This is a genomic window from Stenotrophomonas sp. B2 (genome assembly GCF_014947095.1).
GTDB classification, from domain to species: Bacteria; Pseudomonadota; Gammaproteobacteria; order Xanthomonadales; family Xanthomonadaceae; genus Stenotrophomonas; species Stenotrophomonas maltophilia_P.
This window is the reverse complement of the sequence record NZ_JADCQA010000017.1, coordinates 55,196-74,474: the sequence shown is the minus strand read 5'-3', so window position 1 is coordinate 74,474 and position 19,279 is coordinate 55,196. Positions and strand designations below refer to the sequence as shown.

Annotated in this window: 15 protein-coding genes and 7 tRNA genes; 11 read left to right on the top strand and 11 right to left on the bottom strand. The window is 66.9% G+C overall.

What is annotated here, in order from left to right; genetic code table 11:
- The first annotated feature begins 332 nt into the window (after nt 1-332).
- The 4 genes from IMX13_RS17500 to IMX13_RS17485 all read left to right on the top strand — a co-directional run bounded on the left by IMX13_RS17500 (nt 333) and on the right by IMX13_RS17485 (nt 5,843).
- On the top strand, nt 333-548 hold the full coding sequence (locus IMX13_RS17500) for a hypothetical protein (RefSeq protein ID WP_005410085.1): 216 nt from the start codon (nt 333-335) through the stop codon (nt 546-548).
- A gap of 207 nt (nt 549-755) precedes the next feature.
- Nucleotides 756-3,137, top strand: coding sequence for a Tex family protein (locus IMX13_RS17495; protein ID WP_193396832.1), 2,382 nt, complete (start codon nt 756-758; stop codon nt 3,135-3,137).
- Nucleotides 3,138-3,345: 208 nt separating this feature from the next.
- Nucleotides 3,346-5,541 (top strand): PAS domain S-box protein, encoded by a 2,196-nt coding sequence (locus tag IMX13_RS17490; protein WP_164151892.1) that lies wholly within the window; start codon nt 3,346-3,348, stop codon nt 5,539-5,541.
- A gap of 62 nt (nt 5,542-5,603) precedes the next feature.
- The gene (locus IMX13_RS17485; RefSeq protein WP_053517894.1) at nt 5,604-5,843 is read left to right on the top strand and encodes a hypothetical protein; all 240 of its coding nucleotides are present in this window, start codon (nt 5,604-5,606) and stop codon (nt 5,841-5,843) included.
- Nucleotides 5,844-5,852: 9 nt separating this feature from the next.
- On the opposite strand, the gene IMX13_RS17480 is transcribed toward IMX13_RS17485, so the two are convergent.
- Entirely contained in the window at nt 5,853-6,941 is a 1,089-nt protein-coding gene (locus tag IMX13_RS17480; protein ID WP_193396831.1) for a DUF5694 domain-containing protein, read from the bottom strand.
- Between the two features lie 425 nt (nt 6,942-7,366).
- On the opposite strand from IMX13_RS17480, the gene IMX13_RS17475 reads away from it, so the two are divergent.
- Nucleotides 7,367-9,202 (top strand): methyl-accepting chemotaxis protein, encoded by a 1,836-nt coding sequence (locus IMX13_RS17475; protein WP_193396830.1) that lies wholly within the window; start codon nt 7,367-7,369, stop codon nt 9,200-9,202.
- Here IMX13_RS17475 and IMX13_RS17470 read toward each other — a convergent pair.
- Nucleotides 9,199-10,635: a GGDEF domain-containing protein gene (locus IMX13_RS17470; RefSeq protein ID WP_193396829.1), complete on the bottom strand. Its 1,437-nt coding sequence runs from the start codon at nt 10,633-10,635 to the stop codon at nt 9,199-9,201. The genes IMX13_RS17475 and IMX13_RS17470 overlap by 4 nt on opposite strands.
- A 205-nt stretch (nt 10,636-10,840) precedes the next feature.
- Nucleotides 10,841-10,926, bottom strand: a tRNA-Leu gene (locus tag IMX13_RS17465).
- A 140-nt stretch (nt 10,927-11,066) separates the two neighbouring features.
- Between IMX13_RS17465 and IMX13_RS17460 the strand changes: the two genes are divergently transcribed.
- Complete coding sequence (locus IMX13_RS17460) at nt 11,067-11,447, top strand: response regulator (RefSeq protein WP_053520434.1); 381 nt, start codon at nt 11,067-11,069, stop codon at nt 11,445-11,447.
- Nucleotides 11,448-11,487: 40 nt separating this feature from the next.
- Here the strand turns inward: IMX13_RS17460 and IMX13_RS17455 are convergent, their stop codons facing one another.
- Complete coding sequence (locus IMX13_RS17455; RefSeq protein WP_193396828.1) at nt 11,488-12,444, bottom strand: SOS response-associated peptidase family protein; 957 nt, start codon at nt 12,442-12,444, stop codon at nt 11,488-11,490.
- Nucleotides 12,445-12,521: 77 nt separating this feature from the next.
- Here IMX13_RS17455 and IMX13_RS17450 point away from each other — a divergent pair, with 77 nt between their 5' ends.
- Nucleotides 12,522-12,938 (top strand): GNAT family N-acetyltransferase, encoded by a 417-nt coding sequence (locus IMX13_RS17450; protein WP_193396827.1) that lies wholly within the window; start codon nt 12,522-12,524, stop codon nt 12,936-12,938.
- Between the two features lie 38 nt (nt 12,939-12,976).
- Here the strand turns inward: IMX13_RS17450 and IMX13_RS17445 are convergent.
- From IMX13_RS17445 to IMX13_RS17415, 7 genes are all read right to left on the bottom strand, one after another.
- Nucleotides 12,977-13,052: transfer RNA gene (locus IMX13_RS17445), tRNA-Glu, on the bottom strand.
- Between the two features lie 48 nt (nt 13,053-13,100).
- A tRNA-Ala gene (locus IMX13_RS17440) sits at nt 13,101-13,176 on the bottom strand.
- 42 nt (nt 13,177-13,218) lie between these two features.
- Nucleotides 13,219-13,294: transfer RNA gene (locus IMX13_RS17435), tRNA-Glu, on the bottom strand.
- Between the two features lie 49 nt (nt 13,295-13,343).
- Nucleotides 13,344-13,419 (bottom strand) — tRNA-Ala (locus IMX13_RS17430).
- Between the two features lie 180 nt (nt 13,420-13,599).
- Nucleotides 13,600-13,675 (bottom strand) — tRNA-Glu (locus tag IMX13_RS17425).
- Nucleotides 13,676-13,729: 54 nt separating this feature from the next.
- Nucleotides 13,730-13,805 (bottom strand) — tRNA-Ala (locus tag IMX13_RS17420).
- A 110-nt stretch (nt 13,806-13,915) separates the two neighbouring features.
- Nucleotides 13,916-14,314, bottom strand: coding sequence for a heavy metal-responsive transcriptional regulator (locus tag IMX13_RS17415; protein WP_065175310.1), 399 nt, complete (start codon nt 14,312-14,314; stop codon nt 13,916-13,918).
- Nucleotides 14,315-14,495: 181 nt separating this feature from the next.
- On the opposite strand from IMX13_RS17415, the gene IMX13_RS17410 reads away from it, so the two are divergent.
- The 4 genes from IMX13_RS17410 (at nt 14,496) to IMX13_RS17395 (ending at nt 19,219) form a co-directional block, all read left to right on the top strand.
- A complete protein-coding gene (locus IMX13_RS17410; RefSeq protein ID WP_065182735.1) occupies nt 14,496-15,569 on the top strand; it encodes a helix-turn-helix domain-containing protein in 1,074 nt (357 codons plus the stop codon).
- A gap of 83 nt (nt 15,570-15,652) precedes the next feature.
- Entirely contained in the window at nt 15,653-16,456 is an 804-nt protein-coding gene (locus tag IMX13_RS17405) for a TlpA disulfide reductase family protein (protein WP_128990824.1), read from the top strand.
- Between the two features lie 30 nt (nt 16,457-16,486).
- Entirely contained in the window at nt 16,487-17,329 is an 843-nt protein-coding gene (gene dsbG, locus IMX13_RS17400) for a thiol:disulfide interchange protein DsbG (protein ID WP_053517670.1), read from the top strand.
- A 459-nt stretch (nt 17,330-17,788) separates the two neighbouring features.
- Entirely contained in the window at nt 17,789-19,219 is a 1,431-nt protein-coding gene (locus tag IMX13_RS17395) for a DcaP family trimeric outer membrane transporter (RefSeq protein WP_193396826.1), read from the top strand.
- Nucleotides 19,220-19,279: the final 60 nt, after the last annotated feature.

The window sequence follows — 19,279 nt, the reverse complement described above, 5'->3', positions numbered from 1 at the left end:
CCGCCGGCGGCGCCCCCCCCCCCCCCCCGCGGCCGCGCCCCCCCCCCCCCCCCCCCCCCCCCCCCCCCCCCCGGCCCAATCACATGAAACGCGTTACACGACCGCCCGCGAGGGGCTGCGCCGTTGGCGGGAATTCCCTTGGAAATTCGTTAGCTGGAAGTTAAGGATCCGTAAGCATTCTGCTGCGATCCCGCCGTCATCTGCATGCAACCGATCGTCATTAGCCTGCGTGACGTTCCAGTCAGGTACGACGCGGTAAGCTCCTCTCCGATGGGCTCGCAGCATCGCTCATCGAGTGCAGTACGCAGTAGCAATTTGGAGGAATACATCACATGGCAATCGTTCTCTATGTCGGTGGTAGCAAGGATGGCGAGAAGGGCGTGGTGCCCTATGGCTTCAGCAAATCGCGCGCCGACACCGCGCTGGGGCCGGAGTTCTACACCGAGCGGTTCATGGAACTGCAGGGTGTCGGCAAGGTCAGGCTGATGGCACTGGAAGGCATGCGTGACGAGATCGTCATGCAGCGCGCCGCCCGCCACTACCGCTGACCCTCGCAACACGCGGCAGGGCGCGCCCACCATCGCGCGCCCGCGCCGGCATCCCAGCCCCGGGCCAGTCCGAGCCCCCCCCCTGCCAGGATGCCGGCGTCCAGACCGGCCACGCCGCTGAACCCCGTCTGCTGTCAATGCCTTGTCCGGCTCCGTCGCGGATTGCCAGAATGGGGTCTTCCCGTAACGCGGCACAGACCTGAAGCAATGCACGACGCCAAGAACGCCCAGAGCGCGCTCGCCCAGCAGATCGCCCAGACCATCGCCGAGGAAATCGGTGCCCAGCCCAGCCAGGTGCGCGCCGCGGTCGGCCTGCTTGACGAAGGTGCCAGCGTTCCGTTCATCGCCCGCTACCGCAAGGAAGTGACCGGTGGCCTGGACGACACCCAGCTGCGCAATCTCGAAGTGCGCCTCACCTACCTGCGCGAACTGGAAGACCGCCGTGCGGCGGTGCTGGCCAGCATCGACGAGCAGGGCAAGCTCAGCGACGAACTGCGCAACGACATCCTCGCCGCCGATACCAAGAGCCGGCTGGAAGACCTGTACCTGCCGTACAAGCCCAAGCGCCGTACCCGTGCGCAGATTGCCCGCGAGGCCGGCCTGGAGCCGCTGGCCGATGGACTGCTCGCCGATCCGACGCAGGACCCGCAGGCCTTCGCGGCCAGCTTTGTCGATGCCGATAAGGGCGTGGCCGATGCCAAGTCGGCGCTGGAGGGCGCGCGGGCGATCCTGATGGAGCGCTGGGGGGAAGATGCCGCACTGCTGGGCGAGCTGCGCACCTGGCTGGCCGAACACGGCGTGATCCGCGCCCGCGTGGCCGAGGGCAAGGAGACCGAAGGCGCCAAGTACCGCGACTATTTCGAGCATGCCGAAGCCTTGGCGAAGATTCCGTCGCATCGCCTGCTGGCGCTGTTCCGCGCGCGTCGCGAAGAGATCCTGTTCCTGGAGCTGGACCCGGGCAGCGATGCCGAGGCAGGCCATCAGTACGCAGAGGGGCGCGTGGCCCGCAAGGCCGGCATCGCCGACCAGGGCCGTGCCGCCGACCGCTGGCTGCTCGATGCCTGCCGCCTGACCTGGCGTGCCAAGCTGCACATGCACCTGCTGCTGGATCTGTTCAACCAGGCCCGCGAAAAGGCCGAAGCGGACGCGATCACCGTGTTCGGTGACAACCTGAAGGATCTGCTGCTGGCTGCGCCGGCGGGCCCGAAGACCGTGCTCGGGCTGGATCCAGGCATCCGCACCGGCTGCAAGATCGCAGTGGTCGATGCCACCGGCAAGCTGGTCGCCACCGAGACGATCTATCCGCACGAGCCCCGGCGCCAGTGGGAGCAGTCGCTGCAGACGATCCGGCAGCTGTGTACCCGGCACAACGTGGAACTGATCGCGATCGGCAACGGCACCGCCAGCCGCGAGACCGACAAGCTGGCCGGCGAAGCGATCAAGGCGGTCGGCAACCCGAAGCTGCAGAAGGTGGTGGTCAGTGAGGCCGGTGCTTCGGTGTACTCGGCTTCCGAGCTCGCAGCCAGGGAGTTCCCGGACCTGGACGTGTCGCTGCGCGGCGCGGTGTCGATCGCGCGCCGCCTGCAGGATCCGTTGGCCGAGCTGGTGAAGATCGAACCGAAGGCCATCGGCGTGGGCCAGTATCAGCATGACGTCGATCAGTACCGCCTGGCGCGCGCGCTGGACGCCCGCGTGGAGGACTGCGTGAACGCGGTCGGGGTGTACGTGAACACCGCCTCGGCCGCGCTGTTGTCACGCGTGTCCGGCCTGTCGGCGACGGTGGCCGAGAACATCGTGCGCCATCGCGATGACAATGGTCCGTTCAAGCGCCGCAAGGACCTGCTGAAAGTCGCCCGGCTGGGTGAGAAGACCTTCGAGCAGTGTGCCGGCTTCCTGCGCATTGCCGACGGCGACGAGCCGCTGGACGCGTCCGCCGTGCATCCGGAAGCCTATCCGGTGGTCGAGCGCATCGTCGCCAGTACCCAGCGCCCGATCAAGGCGTTGATCGGCGATGGCAGCTTCCTGCGTGGGCTGAAGGCCGAGCAGTTCACCGATGCGACCTTCGGCGTACCGACGGTGCGCGACATCCTCAGGGAGCTGGAAAAGCCCGGCCGTGACCCGCGCCCGGAGTTCAAGGCCGCACGTTTCGCCGAGGGCGTGGAAGACATCAAGGACCTGCGCGAGGGCATGGTGCTGGAAGGCGTGGTCAGCAACGTCGCCGCGTTTGGTGCCTTTGTCGATATCGGCGTGCACCAGGACGGCCTGATCCACATTTCGGCGCTCTCCGACACCTTCGTGAAGGACCCGCGCGACGTGGTCAAGGCTGGCGATATCGTCAAGGTGAAGGTGCTTGAGGTGGATGTGCCGCGCAAGCGCATCGCGCTGACCCGGCGCCTGGACGATACCCCCGGCCAGGCCACCAGCCGCCCCGGCAGCCGTGACGAGCGTGGTCAGGGCCCTCGGCGTGACGCCGGCGGGCCGGGCCGGAGCCCGGGACGGGGCCAGGGCAACGGCGGTCGGCCCGCCCCCTCGGCAGCCCCGGCCAACAACGCACTGGCTGAAGCCTTCGCCCGCGCCAAGCGCAGTTGAGGAGCGTGTCCCCCGTCACGGTTGAACCGGGGCGGGGGACTTGTCGATTTTCCCCGTGATTGCGCACACTTGCGCATCTGGGGAGGCGTGTGGCCGACCCGCTGTCGCTGGGGAGGACCATGACGCCAGCACGCCCCGTCCGATTTCGTGACAGCTGCAGCGGATTGCTGCGGCCCGTGCACGCCTGCGCGGGACGGAGAAGGGCTTGATGGCGGGTCAGGGCAACAACAGCAACGATCTGCTCGAACGCCGTCTGCATGCGCTGGCCGAAGAGCGTCGGCGGCTTGCGATGATCATCGAAGGCACCGCTGCCGGCACCTGGGAGTGGAACGTGCAGACCGGCGAAATGCGGGTCAACGCGCGCTGGGCCGAAATCGTCGGCTACCGGCTGGAAGAGCTGGAGCCGATCTGCCAGAAGACCTTCGCGGCACTGGTGCATCCGGACGACATCGCGCTGTCGGACGCCGCGCTGCAGGAGCATTTCGACGGGCGCAGCGACAACTACGCCTGCCTGGTGCGCATGCGTCACAAGAACGGCCAGTGGATCTGGGTCCATGACCGTGGTCGCGTGTTCGAATGGGACGGTCAGGGGCGGCCGTTGTGGATGGCAGGTGCCCACGCCGACGTCACCGAGCTGCAGCAGGCACGACAGGACGCGGCCGAGAGCCGCCAGCGCCTGCAGTCGGTGGTGGACGCCTCCGACGACGTCGCGGTGATCGCGACCGATACCGATGGCACCATCACCCTGTTCAACACGGGTGCGCAGCGCCTGCTGGGTTACAGCGCCGCCGAGGTGGTCGGCCTGCGGCGGCTGGATGCCTTCCATGAGCCGGATGAGCTGAAGGCCTGGCTGCAACCGCAGGCCGACCCGCAGGGTCACCTGCCGGATGTGTTCGAAGCCCTCAGTGCGCATGCCGAAGGGCAGACCTATTCGCGGCGATGGACGCTGCTGCGCAAGGATGGCCGGCAACGCCAGGTGCGGCTTTCGATCAGCCGCATGGACGGGGCCGATGGCGCGCGCATCGGCTATGTCGGCATGGCCATCGATATCACCGAGATCCTGCAGGCACGTGCGGAAGCACGCATGGCGGCGGAGAAGTTCGCAGGCGCCTTCACCTCGGCTGCACTCGGCATGGCGCTGGTTTCGCTGGAAGGACGCTGGCTGGATGTCAATGACGCGCTGTGCCGCATCCTGGGCTATGCGCGCGAGGAGCTGCTGCAGGTCGATTTCCAGCGGCTGACCCATCCGGACGATCTGCAGGCCGACTTGGCCCTGGTGCAGGACCTGCTGGCAGGCCGGTGCAGCCATTACCACCTGGAGAAGCGCTTTCTCGATCGCAACGGCAGGGTGATCTGGACGCGGCTGTCGGTATCGCTGGTGCGCAACGAACGCGGTGAGCCGGTGCATTTCGTCTCGCAGATCCAGGACATCAGCGCACAACGCAGCAGTGAACAGCGCCTGTTTGAAAGCGAGCAGCGCAGCCGCATCACCCTCGACGCCGTCGCCGACCTGGTGCTGAGCGTCAGCCTGGAGGGCCGCATCGAATATGCCAATGCCGCTGCCGTGCGCATGCTGGCCGGCGACGGCGCACAGGCGCTGGCCGGCTACAGGGTGCAGGACGTGCTGCAACTGACCACCGAGTACGCCCCCGGCTCGATGCTGGACGTGGCCGTACTGCTGGACCCGGAAAGCAACGCGGTCGACCTGCATGCCGACCTGCTGCTGCGGCTGGGCACGGCGACGGTGCCGGTGGACCTGACCCGCGCCTGGCTGCGCGACGATGAGGGCCATGTGCGCGGTGCGGTGTGGGTGCTGCGCGATGATACCCAGCAGCGTGCACGGCAGCGCGAAGCGCGCCAGCTGGCGGAGATCGATCCGCTGACCGAACTGAGCAACCGGCGGGGGTTCGAAGTCCATCTGCAGCAGGCCATCACCCGGGTCGAGCGGACAGGCCAGGCGGCATCGCTGATGTACATCGACCTGGACCGCTTCAAGCCGGTCAACGACACCTGGGGCCACCTGGCCGGCGATGCGGTGCTGTGGGCGGTGGCCAGCGTGCTGCGCCACGGCGTGCGCGATTCGGACGTGGTGGCCCGGCTGGGCGGGGACGAGTTCGCGGTGATCCTGTCCGGCTGCACGCCGCGCCGCGCGGCGCGGATCGGCGGCGAACTGCTGCAGACCCTGGCCAGTCTCTCCATTCCCTGGGACCAGCACCGCCTGCGGGTGGGCGCCAGCATCGGTATCGCACCGCTGCTGGGCGGCATGGGGGTGGACCAGGCCGTGGCTGCGGCCGATGCGCAGTGCTACAGGGCCAAGGCAATGGGACGCAACAACGTGCAGGTGCAGGGGGAAGCCGGCGAATGGCCGGCTGAGGGCGTGGACAGCGACGCCGGTGGCGGCTGATCTCAGTCTGTGAGAGGGCGGCCGCGAATACTGCGCGCACACCCACCCCGTTGGAGAGCGACATGCGTTTCTGGACCCCGGATGCCCTGCGTGCCTTCGCGCCGGCAATGGTCGGCTGGTGGCTGGCGGTAGCCGCCTGCCTGCGTTTGGAGCAACTGCACGGCGATGCCCGGGCGCAGGCGCTGCTGCCCACTCTGCAGGGCGGCGTGGTGGTGCTGCTGATGCTGACCCTGGGTGCCATCGTGGCCGCCTGCGTGCTGCTGTGGCGGTCGCGGCGCGGGGATGCGCCGGCACGCTGCTAGCCCTGGCGCTCAGTCCAGCACGCTGTTGGCATCAACCAGCAGCACGTCGTGCATCTGGTTGAGGTAGGCCTCGTAGTAGCCCTTGTGCGAGGCGCCGACGAGGGTCAGCATGCGGGTGCCCGGGTGCTGGCCCAGCACCTCGCGCATGTTGGCGACCATGCGCAGGTTGCGGGTTTCCCAGTAGCCGACGTAGTTGCGGCCGAAGCCTTCTGGCGATGGTTCGACCAGGGCCGCGCCGAAATCGCTGTTGTAGACCTGGGCGATGGTGTCGGGCGCGTTGTAGTTCCGATAGAGCGCCAGCAGGCCATCCGTGCTGCCGAGTTCGGCGTGCAGGGCCGTATCGGCGGCCCGTCGTGCCTTGCTGGCGGGATTGTTCCAGGCGTTCATGATGGCTTCGCCAGCCGCCTTCTCCAGTGCCGCAGGGGTGGGCGAATCAGCGGTGTGGTCATCGACTGCCCACAGGCGTTCCAGGCCCAGGCGTGCGGCAAGCTCGGCCGCGATCAGGCTGACTTCGTTGCGTCGCACGGCGCGTTTGTCGAGGAACTGCACCAGTTGCGGTGACAGGCTGTCTGCGGCGCGACGCTCCTGCGGCGGCAGGCGCAGCCACTGCACCAGCGCAGAGCCGTTCTCACCTGCGGCCAGGAACAGTGCGGCCAGCCGGCGACGCTGTGCGTGCGTCGGTGTGACGGGCCATGCCGCCAGCACGCGATCGACTTCGGCATTGGCCGCTGGAACATCCAGACCGGTGGCGGCCTGGGCAGGTGCAGGATCGACGCAGTAACTTCCCACGCTCTCGGCATAGCGGGCGGGATTGCGGCGCATGAAATCGCATTGCAGTCCGGACAGGTTCTCCACCGCGATCGCCGTTGGCCGCCATGCCTGCAGGCGCTGCAGCAGCGGCTCCAGCATTGCCGGCTGGAAGGTCGGGGGCAGGTCGGACAGGTGCGGTGAACCCAGCACCAGCACTTCGTTGACGCGGCCGGCGGGCGGGCCCTTGAGCTGTGCGGGATTGAAACCCGGCCGATAGCCTGCATCGGCGGCCAGCGCGCCGCTGCTGCACAGGCCGAGGGCGAAAAGAGCAGCCAGGCGTGAAAACATGCGATCTCCGTGTCGATGGACGGTCCGTGGTGGGCGCATCCTTGCCTGTCCACCCCCTTGCCGACAGCCCCGATGGTCATGGCAACCTTTTCGTTGCAGGCTGCATCGAGGGCGCCGTCAGGCGCTGCAGGGGGGAGGGGGCTGGACAGGGCCCGCTGCGGAGGGGCCTAAAGCCCGGAACGGAGGTGCCGATAACCTCACTGGATCCCGCTCCCGTCACCCGCTGCAGGACCCCAGGCTGCCCTGTCGGGCGGCCCGCGCAGTGTGTTCCGCCGCTCCCGGATGTCGATCGCACCCGCCCCCAGATGTTCTTGCCCGTTGCTCGAGAGGTGCCTGCCGGCACCTGTAGTCCAAGCAATTGATGTCGCCGTCGGGCATCCCGCCTGGCGGATCGCAACCGCTTACCGGACACCGAGGATCAGACAATGCTCATTCCAGGCCTTACGGCAGGCGCACAGGCGCCAGCCGAGCTGCACACCCGTTGGTCGCCGTGGCGTTCCCTGCTGGGGGCGCTGGCGGGACAGCCTCGGCCCGGCAGGGTCGACAGCGATCGCGGTCATGCCGAGCTGGCCGCCCAGGTGGCCGCACTGCATCGCGTGCAGGCGGTGATCGAATTCGATCTGGATGGCACCATCCTGCAGGCCAACGACAACTTCCTGCAGGCGGTGGGTTATCGTCTGGACGAAATCCAGGGCAGGCATCATTCGCTGTTCGTCGATCCCGATCAGGCGTCCCGCGCCGAGTATCGGGACTTCTGGGCCCGGCTGGGACGTGGCGAGTTCGACGCCGGACAGTACCGACGGCTGGGCAAGGGCGGGCGCGAAATCTGGATCCAGGCGTCCTACAACCCGGTGCTGGACCCGCAGGGCCGGCCCTTCAAGGTCGTCAAGTTCGCGACCGACATCACCGCGCAGAAGCTGCAGGCCGCGGACTCGGCGGGGCAGCTTGCCGCCATCGACAAGTCGCAGGCGGTGATCGAGTTCAGCCTGGACGGGCACATTCTCTCGGCGAACGCCAACTTCCTCGCCGCCACCGGCTACAGCCTGGAAGAGGTGCGCGGCCAACACCATGCGCTGTTCGTGGAGCCCGAGCTTCGCGACAGCGCCGAGTACCGCCGGTTCTGGGAAAAGCTCGGGCGCGGCGAGTACGACGCCGGGCAGTATCGGCGGCTCGGCAAGGGCGGCCGCGAGATCTGGATCCAGGCCTCCTACAACCCCATCCTGGATGGCAACGGCAGGCCGTTCAAGGTCGTCAAATACGCTACCGACATCACCGCGCAGGTGCATGAGAACCAGGCCATGCAGCGTGCGGTGGCGCAGACCCGGGAGGTCGTGGCGGCGGCCAAGCAGGGCGACCTGACCCGCACCGTCGCCATTGCCGACAAGAGTGGCCCCATCGCCGAGCTGTGCGATGGCGTCAACGCGCTGGTCGAAGCCATGGCGGGCATCATCGGCCAGATCAAGTTCGCTGCCGATACCATCGCGGTCGGCGCGACCGAAATCGCGCAGGGCAACAGCGACCTGTCGCAGCGCACCGAACAGCAGGCGGCCTCGCTGGAAGAAACCGCCGTGTCCATGAAGGGCCTGGCCGATACGGTGCAGCGCACGGCGGCCAATGCGCGCCAGGCAAGCCAGCTGGCCGGCGGCGCAGCGGAGGTGGCTGCGCGCGGCGGCAGCGTGGTGCACGAGGTGGTGGCGACGATGGCCTTGATCAACGCCTCCTCGCGTCGCATCGTCGACATCATCGGGGTGATTGACGGCATCGCATTCCAGACCAACATCCTGGCGCTGAACGCTGCCGTGGAGGCGGCCCGTGCCGGCGAGCACGGCCGTGGGTTCGCGGTCGTCGCCACCGAGATCCGCGAACTTTCGCAGCGCTCGGCCAGCGCCGCCAAGGAGATCAAGCAGCTGATCGACACATCGGTGGCCAATGTCGGTGCGGGCACGGCGCAGGTGGAAAGTGCTGGCCGCACGATGGACGAGATCGTACTCAACGTGCGCAGGGTCAGTGACCTGGTCACCGAGATCAGCAGCGCCTCGCAGCAGCAGAGCGATGACATCCAGCAGATGAACCACGCGGTGGACCTGATCGACCAGGGAACCCAGCAGAACGCGGCGCTGGTCGAGGAAGCGTCCGCCGCGGCGCGCAGCATGGAAGAACAGTCGGCCCACCTGCTGCAGACCGTCGCCGGATTCCGTGTGCAGGGGGCGGCGGGCGGCGGTACCCTGCAGCATGGCGTGCCGACCCTGCGCGTGGTCTAGGCGCGCAGGGCAGGGGCCGCTGTACGTTCCGGCAAAGCCTCGCCGCGGACGCAGTTGCGGCCCGCGCGCTTGGCCCGGTACAGGGCCTGGTCCGCACGTTCGACTACGCTGTCCGGTTCCGGCCGAGCATCGGCAGCCAACCATGCCACGCCGATGCTGACGGTTACGCTGGACGGGCCGGACGGCAGCGCGGCGTCTTCGACCGCCACGCGGATGCGCTCGCCCATGGCCATCGCATGGGCCACGTCGGAGGAAGGCAGCGCAGCGATGAATTCCTCGCCGCCGTAGCGGGCGAGCAGGTCGTCACCGCGCTGCAGGCAGCCATCGATGATCGCGGCCACCGCCTGCAGGCGGCGATCGCCCTCCGGGTGTCCGTAGGTATCGTTGAGGCGCTTGAAGTGGTCGATGTCGATCATCAGCACCGCCAGGCCCAGGCCCTGGCGCCGCGCGCGCCGTTGGGCACCCGGCAGCGATTCATCGAAACTGCGGCGGTTGCCCAGCCCGGTCAGCGGGTCGCGCCGGGCCAGCGCTGCCAGGTCGTCGCGCTGGCGCTGGATGTCCACCTGGCTCAGCACGCTGCGCAGCGCATAGCCCAGCATGGCGCCGATGAAGCCCACCGTTGCCATCGTCTGGTTCGTGCGCGCCATCAGCAATGCGACCAGCATCAGCAGAAGCGGCAGCATCAACGGCACGCTGGCCTCGACGAAACGCCGCAGGTTGCGCGGGACAGGCGGCGCGGTCCTGCGCCGCGGACTGCCGGCGATCACCGCCAGCAGCAGGAACAGGCCGCTGATGAGCAGATCTGCCCATCCGCCGTCCGGGGTCTGCGGCCGATACCGGCTGACGTACTGCTCGATCAGGAAGTAGCCGAGCAGGAACAGGGTGAGGGTGCGGAAGAAGTCGCGGCGATCTGCGTTGTCCTCGGCCAGGTAGCGGATCAGCGCGAAGCTGAACAGCAGGCTGTTCTGCGTGGTGCTGATGGCGTTCAGGCCATGCGTCCACAGCGCGGTATCCAGCTGCGCAGTCGATTGCGCATGCGTGTAGTACAGCAGCCAGAGCAGGCCGATGATCGACAGGTCGACGCTGCGGACATGGCGGTTCCGGCTGTCGGCGCTGGCGGCCACGTAGGTCAGCGGGATGCGATAGAACACGTAGAGGATCAACGATGTCAGTGCGACCTGCGCCGGCCAGGCATCGGTGATGCCTGGAAACAGCAGTGGCAGCAGTGCGACCGGAAACAGGCTGACGGCGAAAGCGAAGGTCCTCCATTTGCAGGCGGCGTGGCTGTCACGCGCACGGCGCACGCATGCCATGGCCGCCAGCAGCGGCGCGGCGCTTGACATCAGGAACGAACCCACCGGATCTCCAGGGCCTGCCAGACCGACGACGAATGCATGCGTGACCAGAAAAAACAGTGCAGCCGGCAACGTCATGCATTCCCCCGCCCCCAGGTACGGCCAGTCACGATAGGCAGATGCGCATGCGCCTTGCAAGAATTCCGCAGCGTTGGCCTGCTGGCAACGTTGTCAGCTGCGGCGCGCACGGCGGCGGCGCTGGGCGGTCGCCGCGCGGGAGGGGCGACGCAGGTGACGGGCCGGAAATGCAGAAGGCCAGGTCGTGGACCTGGCCTTTGATGCATGGTGCCGGTGAAAGGACTCGAACCTTCATGGGGTTGCCCCCGGCTGATTTTGAGTCAGCTGCGTATACCATTCCGCCACACCGGCAGGCAGCGGGTGATTTTACCCGAGGTCGAGCGCACTTTCATAGAGGCTGCCCGGCGCGGGACGATTGCGGCCGAATCTGCCGGCATTGCCCCCGTGATCGCTATACTGCGCCGGCGTGATATGCACAGGAGCGGGAATCGATGGCGGCGTTGCAGGACCTGCGGGTACTGGTGGTCGAGAACGACGAGATGAGCGCGGCCCTGCTGCAGATGCAACTGGTGCAGGCCGGTGCACAGGTGGTGGGGCTGGCTGCGAGCGTCGGCGAAGCGCTGAGGCTGCTGGAAGAAACCACGCCGGACGTGGCGCTGCTGGACTATCGCCTGGCCCACCAGGAAACCAGTGAGCCGGTCGCGGCGGCGCTGGCCGCCCGCGGCGTGCCCTTCGTGCTCGCGACCGGCATGTCGGCGGAGCAGCTGCCACAGGCCATGCAGTCGGGTGTGCTGCTGGTCAAGCCCTACCTGTCCGCGGAGCTGTCGCAGGCGCTGGCCCGCGCGGTCGGGCATTCCAGCGCCCGCGCCTGATCCAGGCGCGGTGGCCGGACGATCCGGCCGCAGTGCGTGCTCAGGCGGACTCCTCGAAGACGTAACGGATCTCCTCGCGATCGTCGAGGATGCGGTATTGGCTGGCCAGATCGCCAGGTTCCGGATTGAGCCATGCATCGAGGTGCTCGGGCCGGATCGGCACGATGCCGCGATCATGGCCGGCGGCGGAGATATCGGCCGGCGGCGTATCGGTGATGGTCGCAAATGAGAGGAGGCGTCCTTCGGGGCCGTCCCACTCGGACCAGAGGCAGGCTACCAGCAGGTCGCGGGGCGGGTCGGGGCGGAACTCAAGGACCACATCTCCCATCCTGTCATCAGGGGCCGGTGCGCGTCCGCCAACCGCGTGCCGGGACACGTGTTCGTAGAAGGCCTGGATGACGACCACGCCATGACGCTGCCCGAAAGCGCCGCGCCAGTAGCCTTCCAGACTGTCACGGCGGGCGTTGTAACTGCCCGGATAGAGCACGTCGTTGCGCGCGGGCGCATCCGGCAGACGGCACCGGTAGCGCATCGGTTTGATCACCCGTTGCCCGTTCTCGCTCACCATCACCGGCGCGTAGGTGCCGGGGAAAATGCGGTTGTCGCGGGGCAGCAGCTGCACGCGATGCAGGTCGTCGAGCCGGGTCTGCGCGCGATCGATGCGGTTGCCGGCGATGCGCAGCTCGTTGCGCGCCTTCAGTGTGGGACGGGTGGCCAGGGCTGCGATTGCGATGTCGCGGCGTTCGCGCTGCTGGGCCAGCTCCGCTTCCAGCGTGGCCTGCTCCTGTGCATGCCACCGCTGGATCCGGGCCACGATGTCGCGGCCGAGCTCCGTGCGCGCGCCAGCGAAGCCGTCATCCATGGCCTTGGGCGTCCTGGGTTGCTTCTTGCCGGGGTCGTACGCGTACAGCGCGGCGAACTCCTCAAGCGACAGCACGGCACCGAACTCGCGCACCAGCTTGGCGTAGTCGGCCCGGATCAAAGCGGAGTAGCACATGCGATATCTGTCGGGGTGGGTCGCGGCGGCTGCGACGCGGATGCGGCAGGATAGCCTGACACTCAGGGAGATTCCGCATGAACGATCCGGCCCATTGCCATTTCCGTGAAGGCGCGCCCACGGTCGAGGCCTATTGCCAGCTCCGGGCGCTGGCCGGGCTCAGCGCCAAGACCGCCGAAGCGGCTGCACGTGCGCTGCCCAATACCCTGTTCGGTGTCTGCGCCTATCAGGGCAGTGAGCTGGTGGCGATGGGCCGGATCGTCGGCGATGGCGGCTGCCACCTGCAGGTCTGCGATATCGCCGTGCTGCCGCGGTTGCAGGGGCAGGGACTGGGCAAGGAGGTGATGCGGCGTCTGGACGAATGGATGCAGGCCAACCTTCCGCCTTCGGCCTATGTGAGCCTGCTCGCCGATGGCGAGGCACATCGGTTGTATGCGCAGTACGGATTCGCGCCGACGGCGCCAGCCTCGATCGGAATGTATCGACGCTTCTGAAAAGAAAAACCCCGGCCGAAGCCGGGGTTTTCAGAAATTGGCGTCCCCACGGGGATTCGAACCCCGGTCGCCACCGTGAAAGGGTGATGTCCTAGGCCTCTAGACGATGGGGACGCACGAAAACTTCAAGTTGTAGAACCTTCGACGGCCTGATGTCGAAAGTGGTGGAGCCAAGCGGGATCGAACCGCTGACCTCCTGCATGCCATGCAGGCGCTCTCCCAGCTGAGCTATGGCCCCATGAAACCAGGATGCCTGCCGGGAGCAGGGTCCTTCTGAAACTGGCGTCCCCACGGGGATTCGAACCCCGGTCGCCACCGTGAAAGGGTGATGTCCTAGGCCTCTAGACGATGGGGACGCACGAAAAACTTCAAGTTGTAGAACTTTCGACGGCCTAATGTCGAAAGTGGTGGAGCCAAGCGGGATCGAACCGCTGACCTCCTGCATGCCATGCAGGCGCTCTCCCAGCTGAGCTATGGCCCCGTGTTACCGAGCCGCCTATCATACCTGCGTGTTCACGTTTGTGGAAGCCTTTTGAGCTTTTTTCGTTCCGGCGCCCCGCATACGATCCGGGAGACCACCGTGACGCCACAACCTGAATGCCGGTTGGCGGTGAACAAAAAAGACCCGGTTATCGGCCGGGTCCTCGTTGTTCGTGATGAGTGGCGTCCCCACGGGGATTCGAACCCCGGTCGCCACCGTGAAAGGGTGATGTCCTAGGCCTCTAGACGATGGGGACGCAATTCTCATCAATGTTCTTTAGCGACCTTTCGACGGCCTAATGCCGAAAGATTGGTGGAGCCAAGCGGGATCGAACCGCTGACCTCCTGCATGCCATGCAGGCGCTCTCCCAGCTGAGCTATGGCCCCACGTCGCTGAGGAGCGAAATAATAGCGATGCCCCCTGGGGTTGGCAAGCATTTGTTGCACTTTTCTTCACGTCAGCGGCCGGGTGCGCCATCGTTCCGCCGGGTGCCTGGTCACTCGCCGTCTTCGGTCAGCGCCGCCAGGATCGGGCAGTGCACCAGCGCACCGTGGCCAGGGCAGGCCTCGACCAGTTGCGACAGTGCCGCATGCATGCGCTGCAGTTCGTTCATGCGCTGCTCGATGTCGCGCAGGCGCGTCCGTGCGGTGTCACGCACGCTGCCCATGTCGTGCTGGTGCTGGTCGCTCAGTGCGAGCAGTTCAGCGATCTCCTCCAGGCTGAAACCCAGCGCCTTCGCACGGCGGATGAAACGCAGGCGACGCAGGTCCTGCTCGCCGAAGATGCGGTAGCCACCCGCCGAACGTGCCGCGGTGGGCAACAGCTGCTGGCGCTCGTAGTAGCGGACCGTATCGATCGGGACGCCGGCCCGGCGCGCCAGCTGACCAATGTTCATGGCGGAATTCCTCGGGTTTCCGGTCGCCATTCTGAACCCTTGAGTCTGGTCCAGGGTCAATGCGATGTGTGAGATACGCATCCAGTGCACTTTGCAACTTTCTTCATAGCCTCGCCGATGGAGCACTTTCTACCCTGCACCTGAACCGGTCATTCGCTGGCCAGAACCGAGGAGGTGCACTGTGGAGGGAATCAGGAGCGAGGGGTTCGTTGAAGTGGGGGTGGTCGAGTACCCCGGTGGCGACCCGTCGGCAGCATCGGTACTGGCTGAAATGGCACATGTGGCCAACCGCGTGGCGCAGCAGCAGCGGCGCCCGTTCAAGCGGGTGCTGGTGACCCGCTGGATCGTGCCGGCCAGCCGCAGCGGGGTACATCGCATCGCGGGCGCGGACATGCTGGACGCGGCCATTCCCGCGGTGATCGCGGTTCCGGGCCAGGTCAGTTCGACGGCCTCTCTTCGTACCGATGAAATCCTGCTCGACTGGCTCCGTGCGCACTACGACGGCGGCAGTCTGCTGGCGGCCGCGGCGGATGGGGTGAGCGTATTGGCCCGGGCCGGCCTGCTGGCGGGCCGGACCGTGTCGGGTCCGGATCTCAGCCGCCATCCCGGACTGGTGGCGCAGGCTGTCAGCTGGGTACCCAGCGAACGCGCACTGGTGGACGATGGTGATCTGCTGACCGTCGCAGGTGTGCAGGCATGGCGCTTTCTCGGCCTGCGACTGCTGCACCGGCTGTTCGGTCAGGGCGTGGCCAGCGCGGTGGCCACGCAGCTCGCGATCACCGTTCCGGAACCGATCCAGCAGGATCTGGAGCGCTTCAGCGCCAACTTCGCCCATGGGGACCGCGACGTGCTGAAGGCCCAGCGCTGGCTGCACACCACGGCGGCGCGCGGCGCCACGCTTGCTTCGATCTGCGAAGTGGCCGGGCTGGAGCCGCGCACTCTGCAGCGCCGCTTCCTCAGAGCGACCGGGCTGCGTCCGATCGAATACTGCCAGCGACTGCGGGTGGCCAAGGCGCAGACATTGCTGCAGCAGGGGGCGGGTATCGATGAGGTGGCCTGGGGGGTCGGCTATGCCGATCAGAGTGCGTTCCGGCGTCTGTTCCTGCGCATCGTCGGCATGACGCCGGCGAACTATCGACGTCACGTCAGCAACAAGCGCCGCGAACGCCCGCTGCTGCCCTCCGTGGCAGGGAGCCTGCGCGGATTGGCGCCGGCGCCGACGCCGGGCATTCAGATGGGGCGCAGCGCGGCTTGACGATTGACGGTCGGTCGTCGCGCTTGCATCGCAGGCGCGACGCTTCGACCATGCGGTCAGTCGATCGTTGAGTGGGTGGAATGATGTCCAGCGTTGGGCCGGTGCCGATGCCGGTCGTTCTGATTCTGATCTGTGTACTGATTGCGATGACGATCGCCCGGCTCTGGCCCGGTCGCCGTGCGCAGGGACCGCAGCCTTCGGCGGCCGGCATGGTGCTGGATATGCTGCTGGTGGGGCTGCTGTGTGGCCGCATCAGCTTCGTCGCCGTCAATGCGGCGCTGTATCGCGACTCGCCATGGAGCGTTCTGCAGATCACCGATGGCGGATACCACCTGGTCGTCGTGCTGATGGCTGCGTTGGCGTGGGGATTGTGGCGGCTGCGTGGACATCCCGCGCTGCGCCGGCCGGTACTGGCAGCAGCGCTGGCAGGTACGCTGCTGTGGGGCGCAGCCACTCACGGCGTGTCCGGGTGGCAGGCGCGGCATATGCCGCTGCCCAGGCTGGAGGTGATGGACCTGCAGGGCCGTGTCATCGATCTGCAGCAGTTCCGCGGGAAACCCGTGGTCGTGAATCTATGGGCAACGTGGTGTGGTCCGTGCCGACGTGAAATGCCCGTGCTGGCAGCCGCGCAGGACGCACATGACGATGTGCGGTTCGTGTTCCTCAATCAGGGAGAAAGTCTGGACGAGGTCCAGGGTTTCATTGCCGGCGAACGCCTGCAGCTGCGCAACGTGCTGCTGGATGACGATGCTGCCGCATCTGCGGCGCTCGGGGTGCAGGCGTATCCTTCTACCCTGTTCTTCGATGCTGACGGACGCCTGCAGGAGCTGCATCTGGGTGAACTGACCATGGCAGGGCTTGAACACAAACTGCGCCGGCTGCGGTAGCCTGCGCTGGCATCCCACTATGGAGTTCCCATGTCGTTGATTTCCCTGCGCACCGTTCCTGCGGTGCTGTTGCTGCCGGCCCTGCTGGCCTTGGCCGCCTGCAGCCAGGCGCAGACGCCACCGGGCAAGGCAGGAGCTGCGCCGGCAGCCGGTGCGCCGGCCTCCGCTGCCAAGGGGGATCGCCCGGCGGTCCTGAAGGGCATCGAGAAGCATGGTTTCGAGGTCGTCGCCGAGTTCGACGCACCGGGTGGGCTGCGCGGCTTTGCCGGCGTGGTCGGTGGCCAGCAGCCTGCCGCCGCTTACGTGACCGCGGACGGCAAGCACGTGGTGGTAGGCAGTCTGTTCGATGCCGAGGGTAACGATGTCGCCGCTGATGCAGTGGAAAAGCTGGTGGCCGCGCCGATGTCGGCCAAGATGTGGAGCAAGCTGGACGCCAGTGCATGGGTGCGGGATGGCAAGGCCGACGCACCGCGCGTGGTCTACACATTCAGTGATGCCAACTGCCCGTACTGCCACAAGTTCTGGGAGGCGGCACGCCCATGGGTGGATGCCGGCAAGGTGCAGCTGCGTCATGTGATGGTCGGTGTGATACGCGAGGACAGCCCGGCCAAGGCGGCCGCGATTCTGGCCGCACGCGACCCCAGCGCGGCGCTGCTGGAGAACGAGCGCCAGTTCGACCGCGGTGGCATCAAGCCGCTGCCGAACATCAGCCGCGAGATCGCGGGGAAGCTGGATGCCAACCAGGTCCTGATGATCGAGATGGGCTTCCAGGGTACGCCGGGCATCCTGTTCCAGGATGCACAGGGCCAGGTGCAGCGTCGCTCCGGTCTTCCACAGGGTGCTGATCTGCAGACGGTGCTGGGTCCACGCTGAAAAGTGATCCTGCATGCAGGCTGTCATCGACAGGCCCGCGCGGAGACGTGCGGGCCTGCTGCGTTCGTACGGCCATAACGGTGTGAACGGCTGCGCAGTGCTTGCTCGCCGTCACGTCTGAATCGTGACTGAGATCAAGCATCGTGCCTTGATTCCAATCAAGGCCAAAAACGACGTGCGCACTAGCCTGTGACGCATGAAATACAGCGATATCGCTTCTGCACTGCTGCACACGCAGGGCTCTACACAGAGCATGCCTGCATCGCAATTCACGACACTCTCACTCTGCGCTTGCTACCCAGACTGCTCCGGTCGCTGCCTCATCGGCGGTGCGAACCTGCCGACGACCGTCTGTCTTAATCGCAGTATCCGTATTTCCAGCAACGGCGGAGCGAAGCCAGGACGGCGCACGCGTGCGGTCCGGCATCGCGTGGCGAGTGTTCGTGCACGGGGGATGCAATGCGCATGGCAGTACTGAGTCTTGCCTGCCTGGGCGCGCTGGCCGCTGCGCCGCTGCAGGCGCAGGCAGTAGCCGACGACGACGCGCAGGCGTTGCGCCGTGAGATTGCGGCGATGCGACAGGCCCTGGAAGGCATGCAGCAACGCCTGGACCAGCTCGAGCGGCATGATGCGGGCGTCGCGCCTGCTGCTACGGCTACGCCCGTGTCCCCAGCTCCGGCGACGACGGCCGCCACATTGCAGCCCACCCGCGTGCCCGGCGTGGCGCAACCGGTGCTGCCGGCGCGCGAATCAGTGGCGGATCCGTCGACGGCCGCCTCGCGTCCAGACAACGCTGCCAGCCCCACCGACGCAGATCTGAAAGGCTTCTTTGCCATCCCCGGAACCGACACGGTCATCCGCATCGGCGGCTATGCCAAGCTCGATGCCATCGCCGACTCGCGCCGGGCGGGGGACGAGGACCAGTTCATCCCTTCATCGATGCCGGTAGGGGACAGCCATCGCGACGTTTCCAACTTCAACATCCACGCCAAGCAGACGCGGTTCAGCTTCGAGGCGCGCCGGCCGACCACGCACGGCAACCTGCGCTTCTATCTGGAGAATGATTTCTTCGGCAGCAGCGATGGATACCAGTTCCGCCTGCGCCACGCCTATGGGCAGCTTGGCAATACCTATGCCGGTTATGGCTACTCCACCTTCATGGATGCCGACAGCCTGCCCGATACGCTGGATTTCGCAGGCCCGGGAGGTGCTGGCTACCTGCTGGTGGCCGGCATCCACCACAGTTTCGCGCTGGGCAAGGGAAGCACGCTGACGATCGCCGCCGAAGACCCGGAGACGGAACTGGCCGGGGCCAGCGAGACGCTGGCGGCGGTGAACCGGCTGCCGGATGTCACGGTAACCGCGCGCATGGAGCGCGATTGGGGCCACCTGCAGATGGGTGCGGTGGCCCGCAGTCTGGCCTATGACGGCCAGGACCAGCGCGACCGGCGCATCGCCGGCGGCCTGCAGCTCAGCGGTTCTGCTTCCGTGGGCGCGCGCGACCTGCTGCTGTTCGGCGTGCTGGGCGGCCGCGGCCTGAGCCGCTACACCGCTGATCTGACCGGCTCCGGCCTGGATGCCGTGGTGGATGCGGACGGTCGCTTGGAGGCACTGGATCTGCACGGCGGCTTCGTCGGTTACACCCATTACTGGTCCGATCTGTGGCGCTCGAATCTGATTTTCGGACAGCTCACGCTGGAGCGGAATGCCGCTCTTGCCAGTGACGCGTTCCGGCAAAGCCGTTACGGCGTCTTCAACCTGATCTGGAGCCCCGCGCCCTCGTGGACGATGGGCATGGAGCTGCTTTACGGCCGCCTGCAGCAGCAGGACGGTGCACGCGGCGACACAGTAAGAGTGCAGGGCAGCCTGCAGTACAACTTCATCAAATAGGCGCCAGCGGCAGCACGCCAGCGCAGCCAACCCCCATGCCCGGCGCAACCGGGCTGATGC

Excerpts from the sequence above, each read along its gene's own strand:
- IMX13_RS17500 (WP_005410085.1), top strand. The coding sequence starts at position 333 with ATGGCAATCGTTCTCTATGTCGGTGGTAGCAAGGATGGCGAGAAGGGC.
- IMX13_RS17495 (WP_193396832.1), top strand. The coding sequence starts at position 756 with ATGCACGACGCCAAGAACGCCCAGAGCGCGCTCGCCCAGCAGATCGCC.
- IMX13_RS17490 (WP_164151892.1), top strand. The coding sequence starts at position 3,346 with ATGGCGGGTCAGGGCAACAACAGCAACGATCTGCTCGAACGCCGTCTG.
- IMX13_RS17485 (WP_053517894.1), top strand. The coding sequence starts at position 5,604 with ATGCGTTTCTGGACCCCGGATGCCCTGCGTGCCTTCGCGCCGGCAATG.
- IMX13_RS17480 (WP_193396831.1), bottom strand. The coding sequence starts at position 6,941 with ATGTTTTCACGCCTGGCTGCTCTTTTCGCCCTCGGCCTGTGCAGCAGC.
- IMX13_RS17475 (WP_193396830.1), top strand. The coding sequence starts at position 7,367 with ATGCTCATTCCAGGCCTTACGGCAGGCGCACAGGCGCCAGCCGAGCTG.
- IMX13_RS17470 (WP_193396829.1), bottom strand. The coding sequence starts at position 10,635 with ATGACGTTGCCGGCTGCACTGTTTTTTCTGGTCACGCATGCATTCGTC.
- IMX13_RS17460 (WP_053520434.1), top strand. The coding sequence starts at position 11,067 with ATGGCGGCGTTGCAGGACCTGCGGGTACTGGTGGTCGAGAACGACGAG.
- IMX13_RS17455 (WP_193396828.1), bottom strand. The coding sequence starts at position 12,444 with ATGTGCTACTCCGCTTTGATCCGGGCCGACTACGCCAAGCTGGTGCGC.
- IMX13_RS17450 (WP_193396827.1), top strand. The coding sequence starts at position 12,522 with ATGAACGATCCGGCCCATTGCCATTTCCGTGAAGGCGCGCCCACGGTC.
- IMX13_RS17415 (WP_065175310.1), bottom strand. The coding sequence starts at position 14,314 with ATGAACATTGGTCAGCTGGCGCGCCGGGCCGGCGTCCCGATCGATACG.
- IMX13_RS17405 (WP_128990824.1), top strand. The coding sequence starts at position 15,653 with ATGTCCAGCGTTGGGCCGGTGCCGATGCCGGTCGTTCTGATTCTGATC.
- dsbG (WP_053517670.1), top strand. The coding sequence starts at position 16,487 with ATGTCGTTGATTTCCCTGCGCACCGTTCCTGCGGTGCTGTTGCTGCCG.
- IMX13_RS17395 (WP_193396826.1), top strand. The coding sequence starts at position 17,789 with ATGCGCATGGCAGTACTGAGTCTTGCCTGCCTGGGCGCGCTGGCCGCT.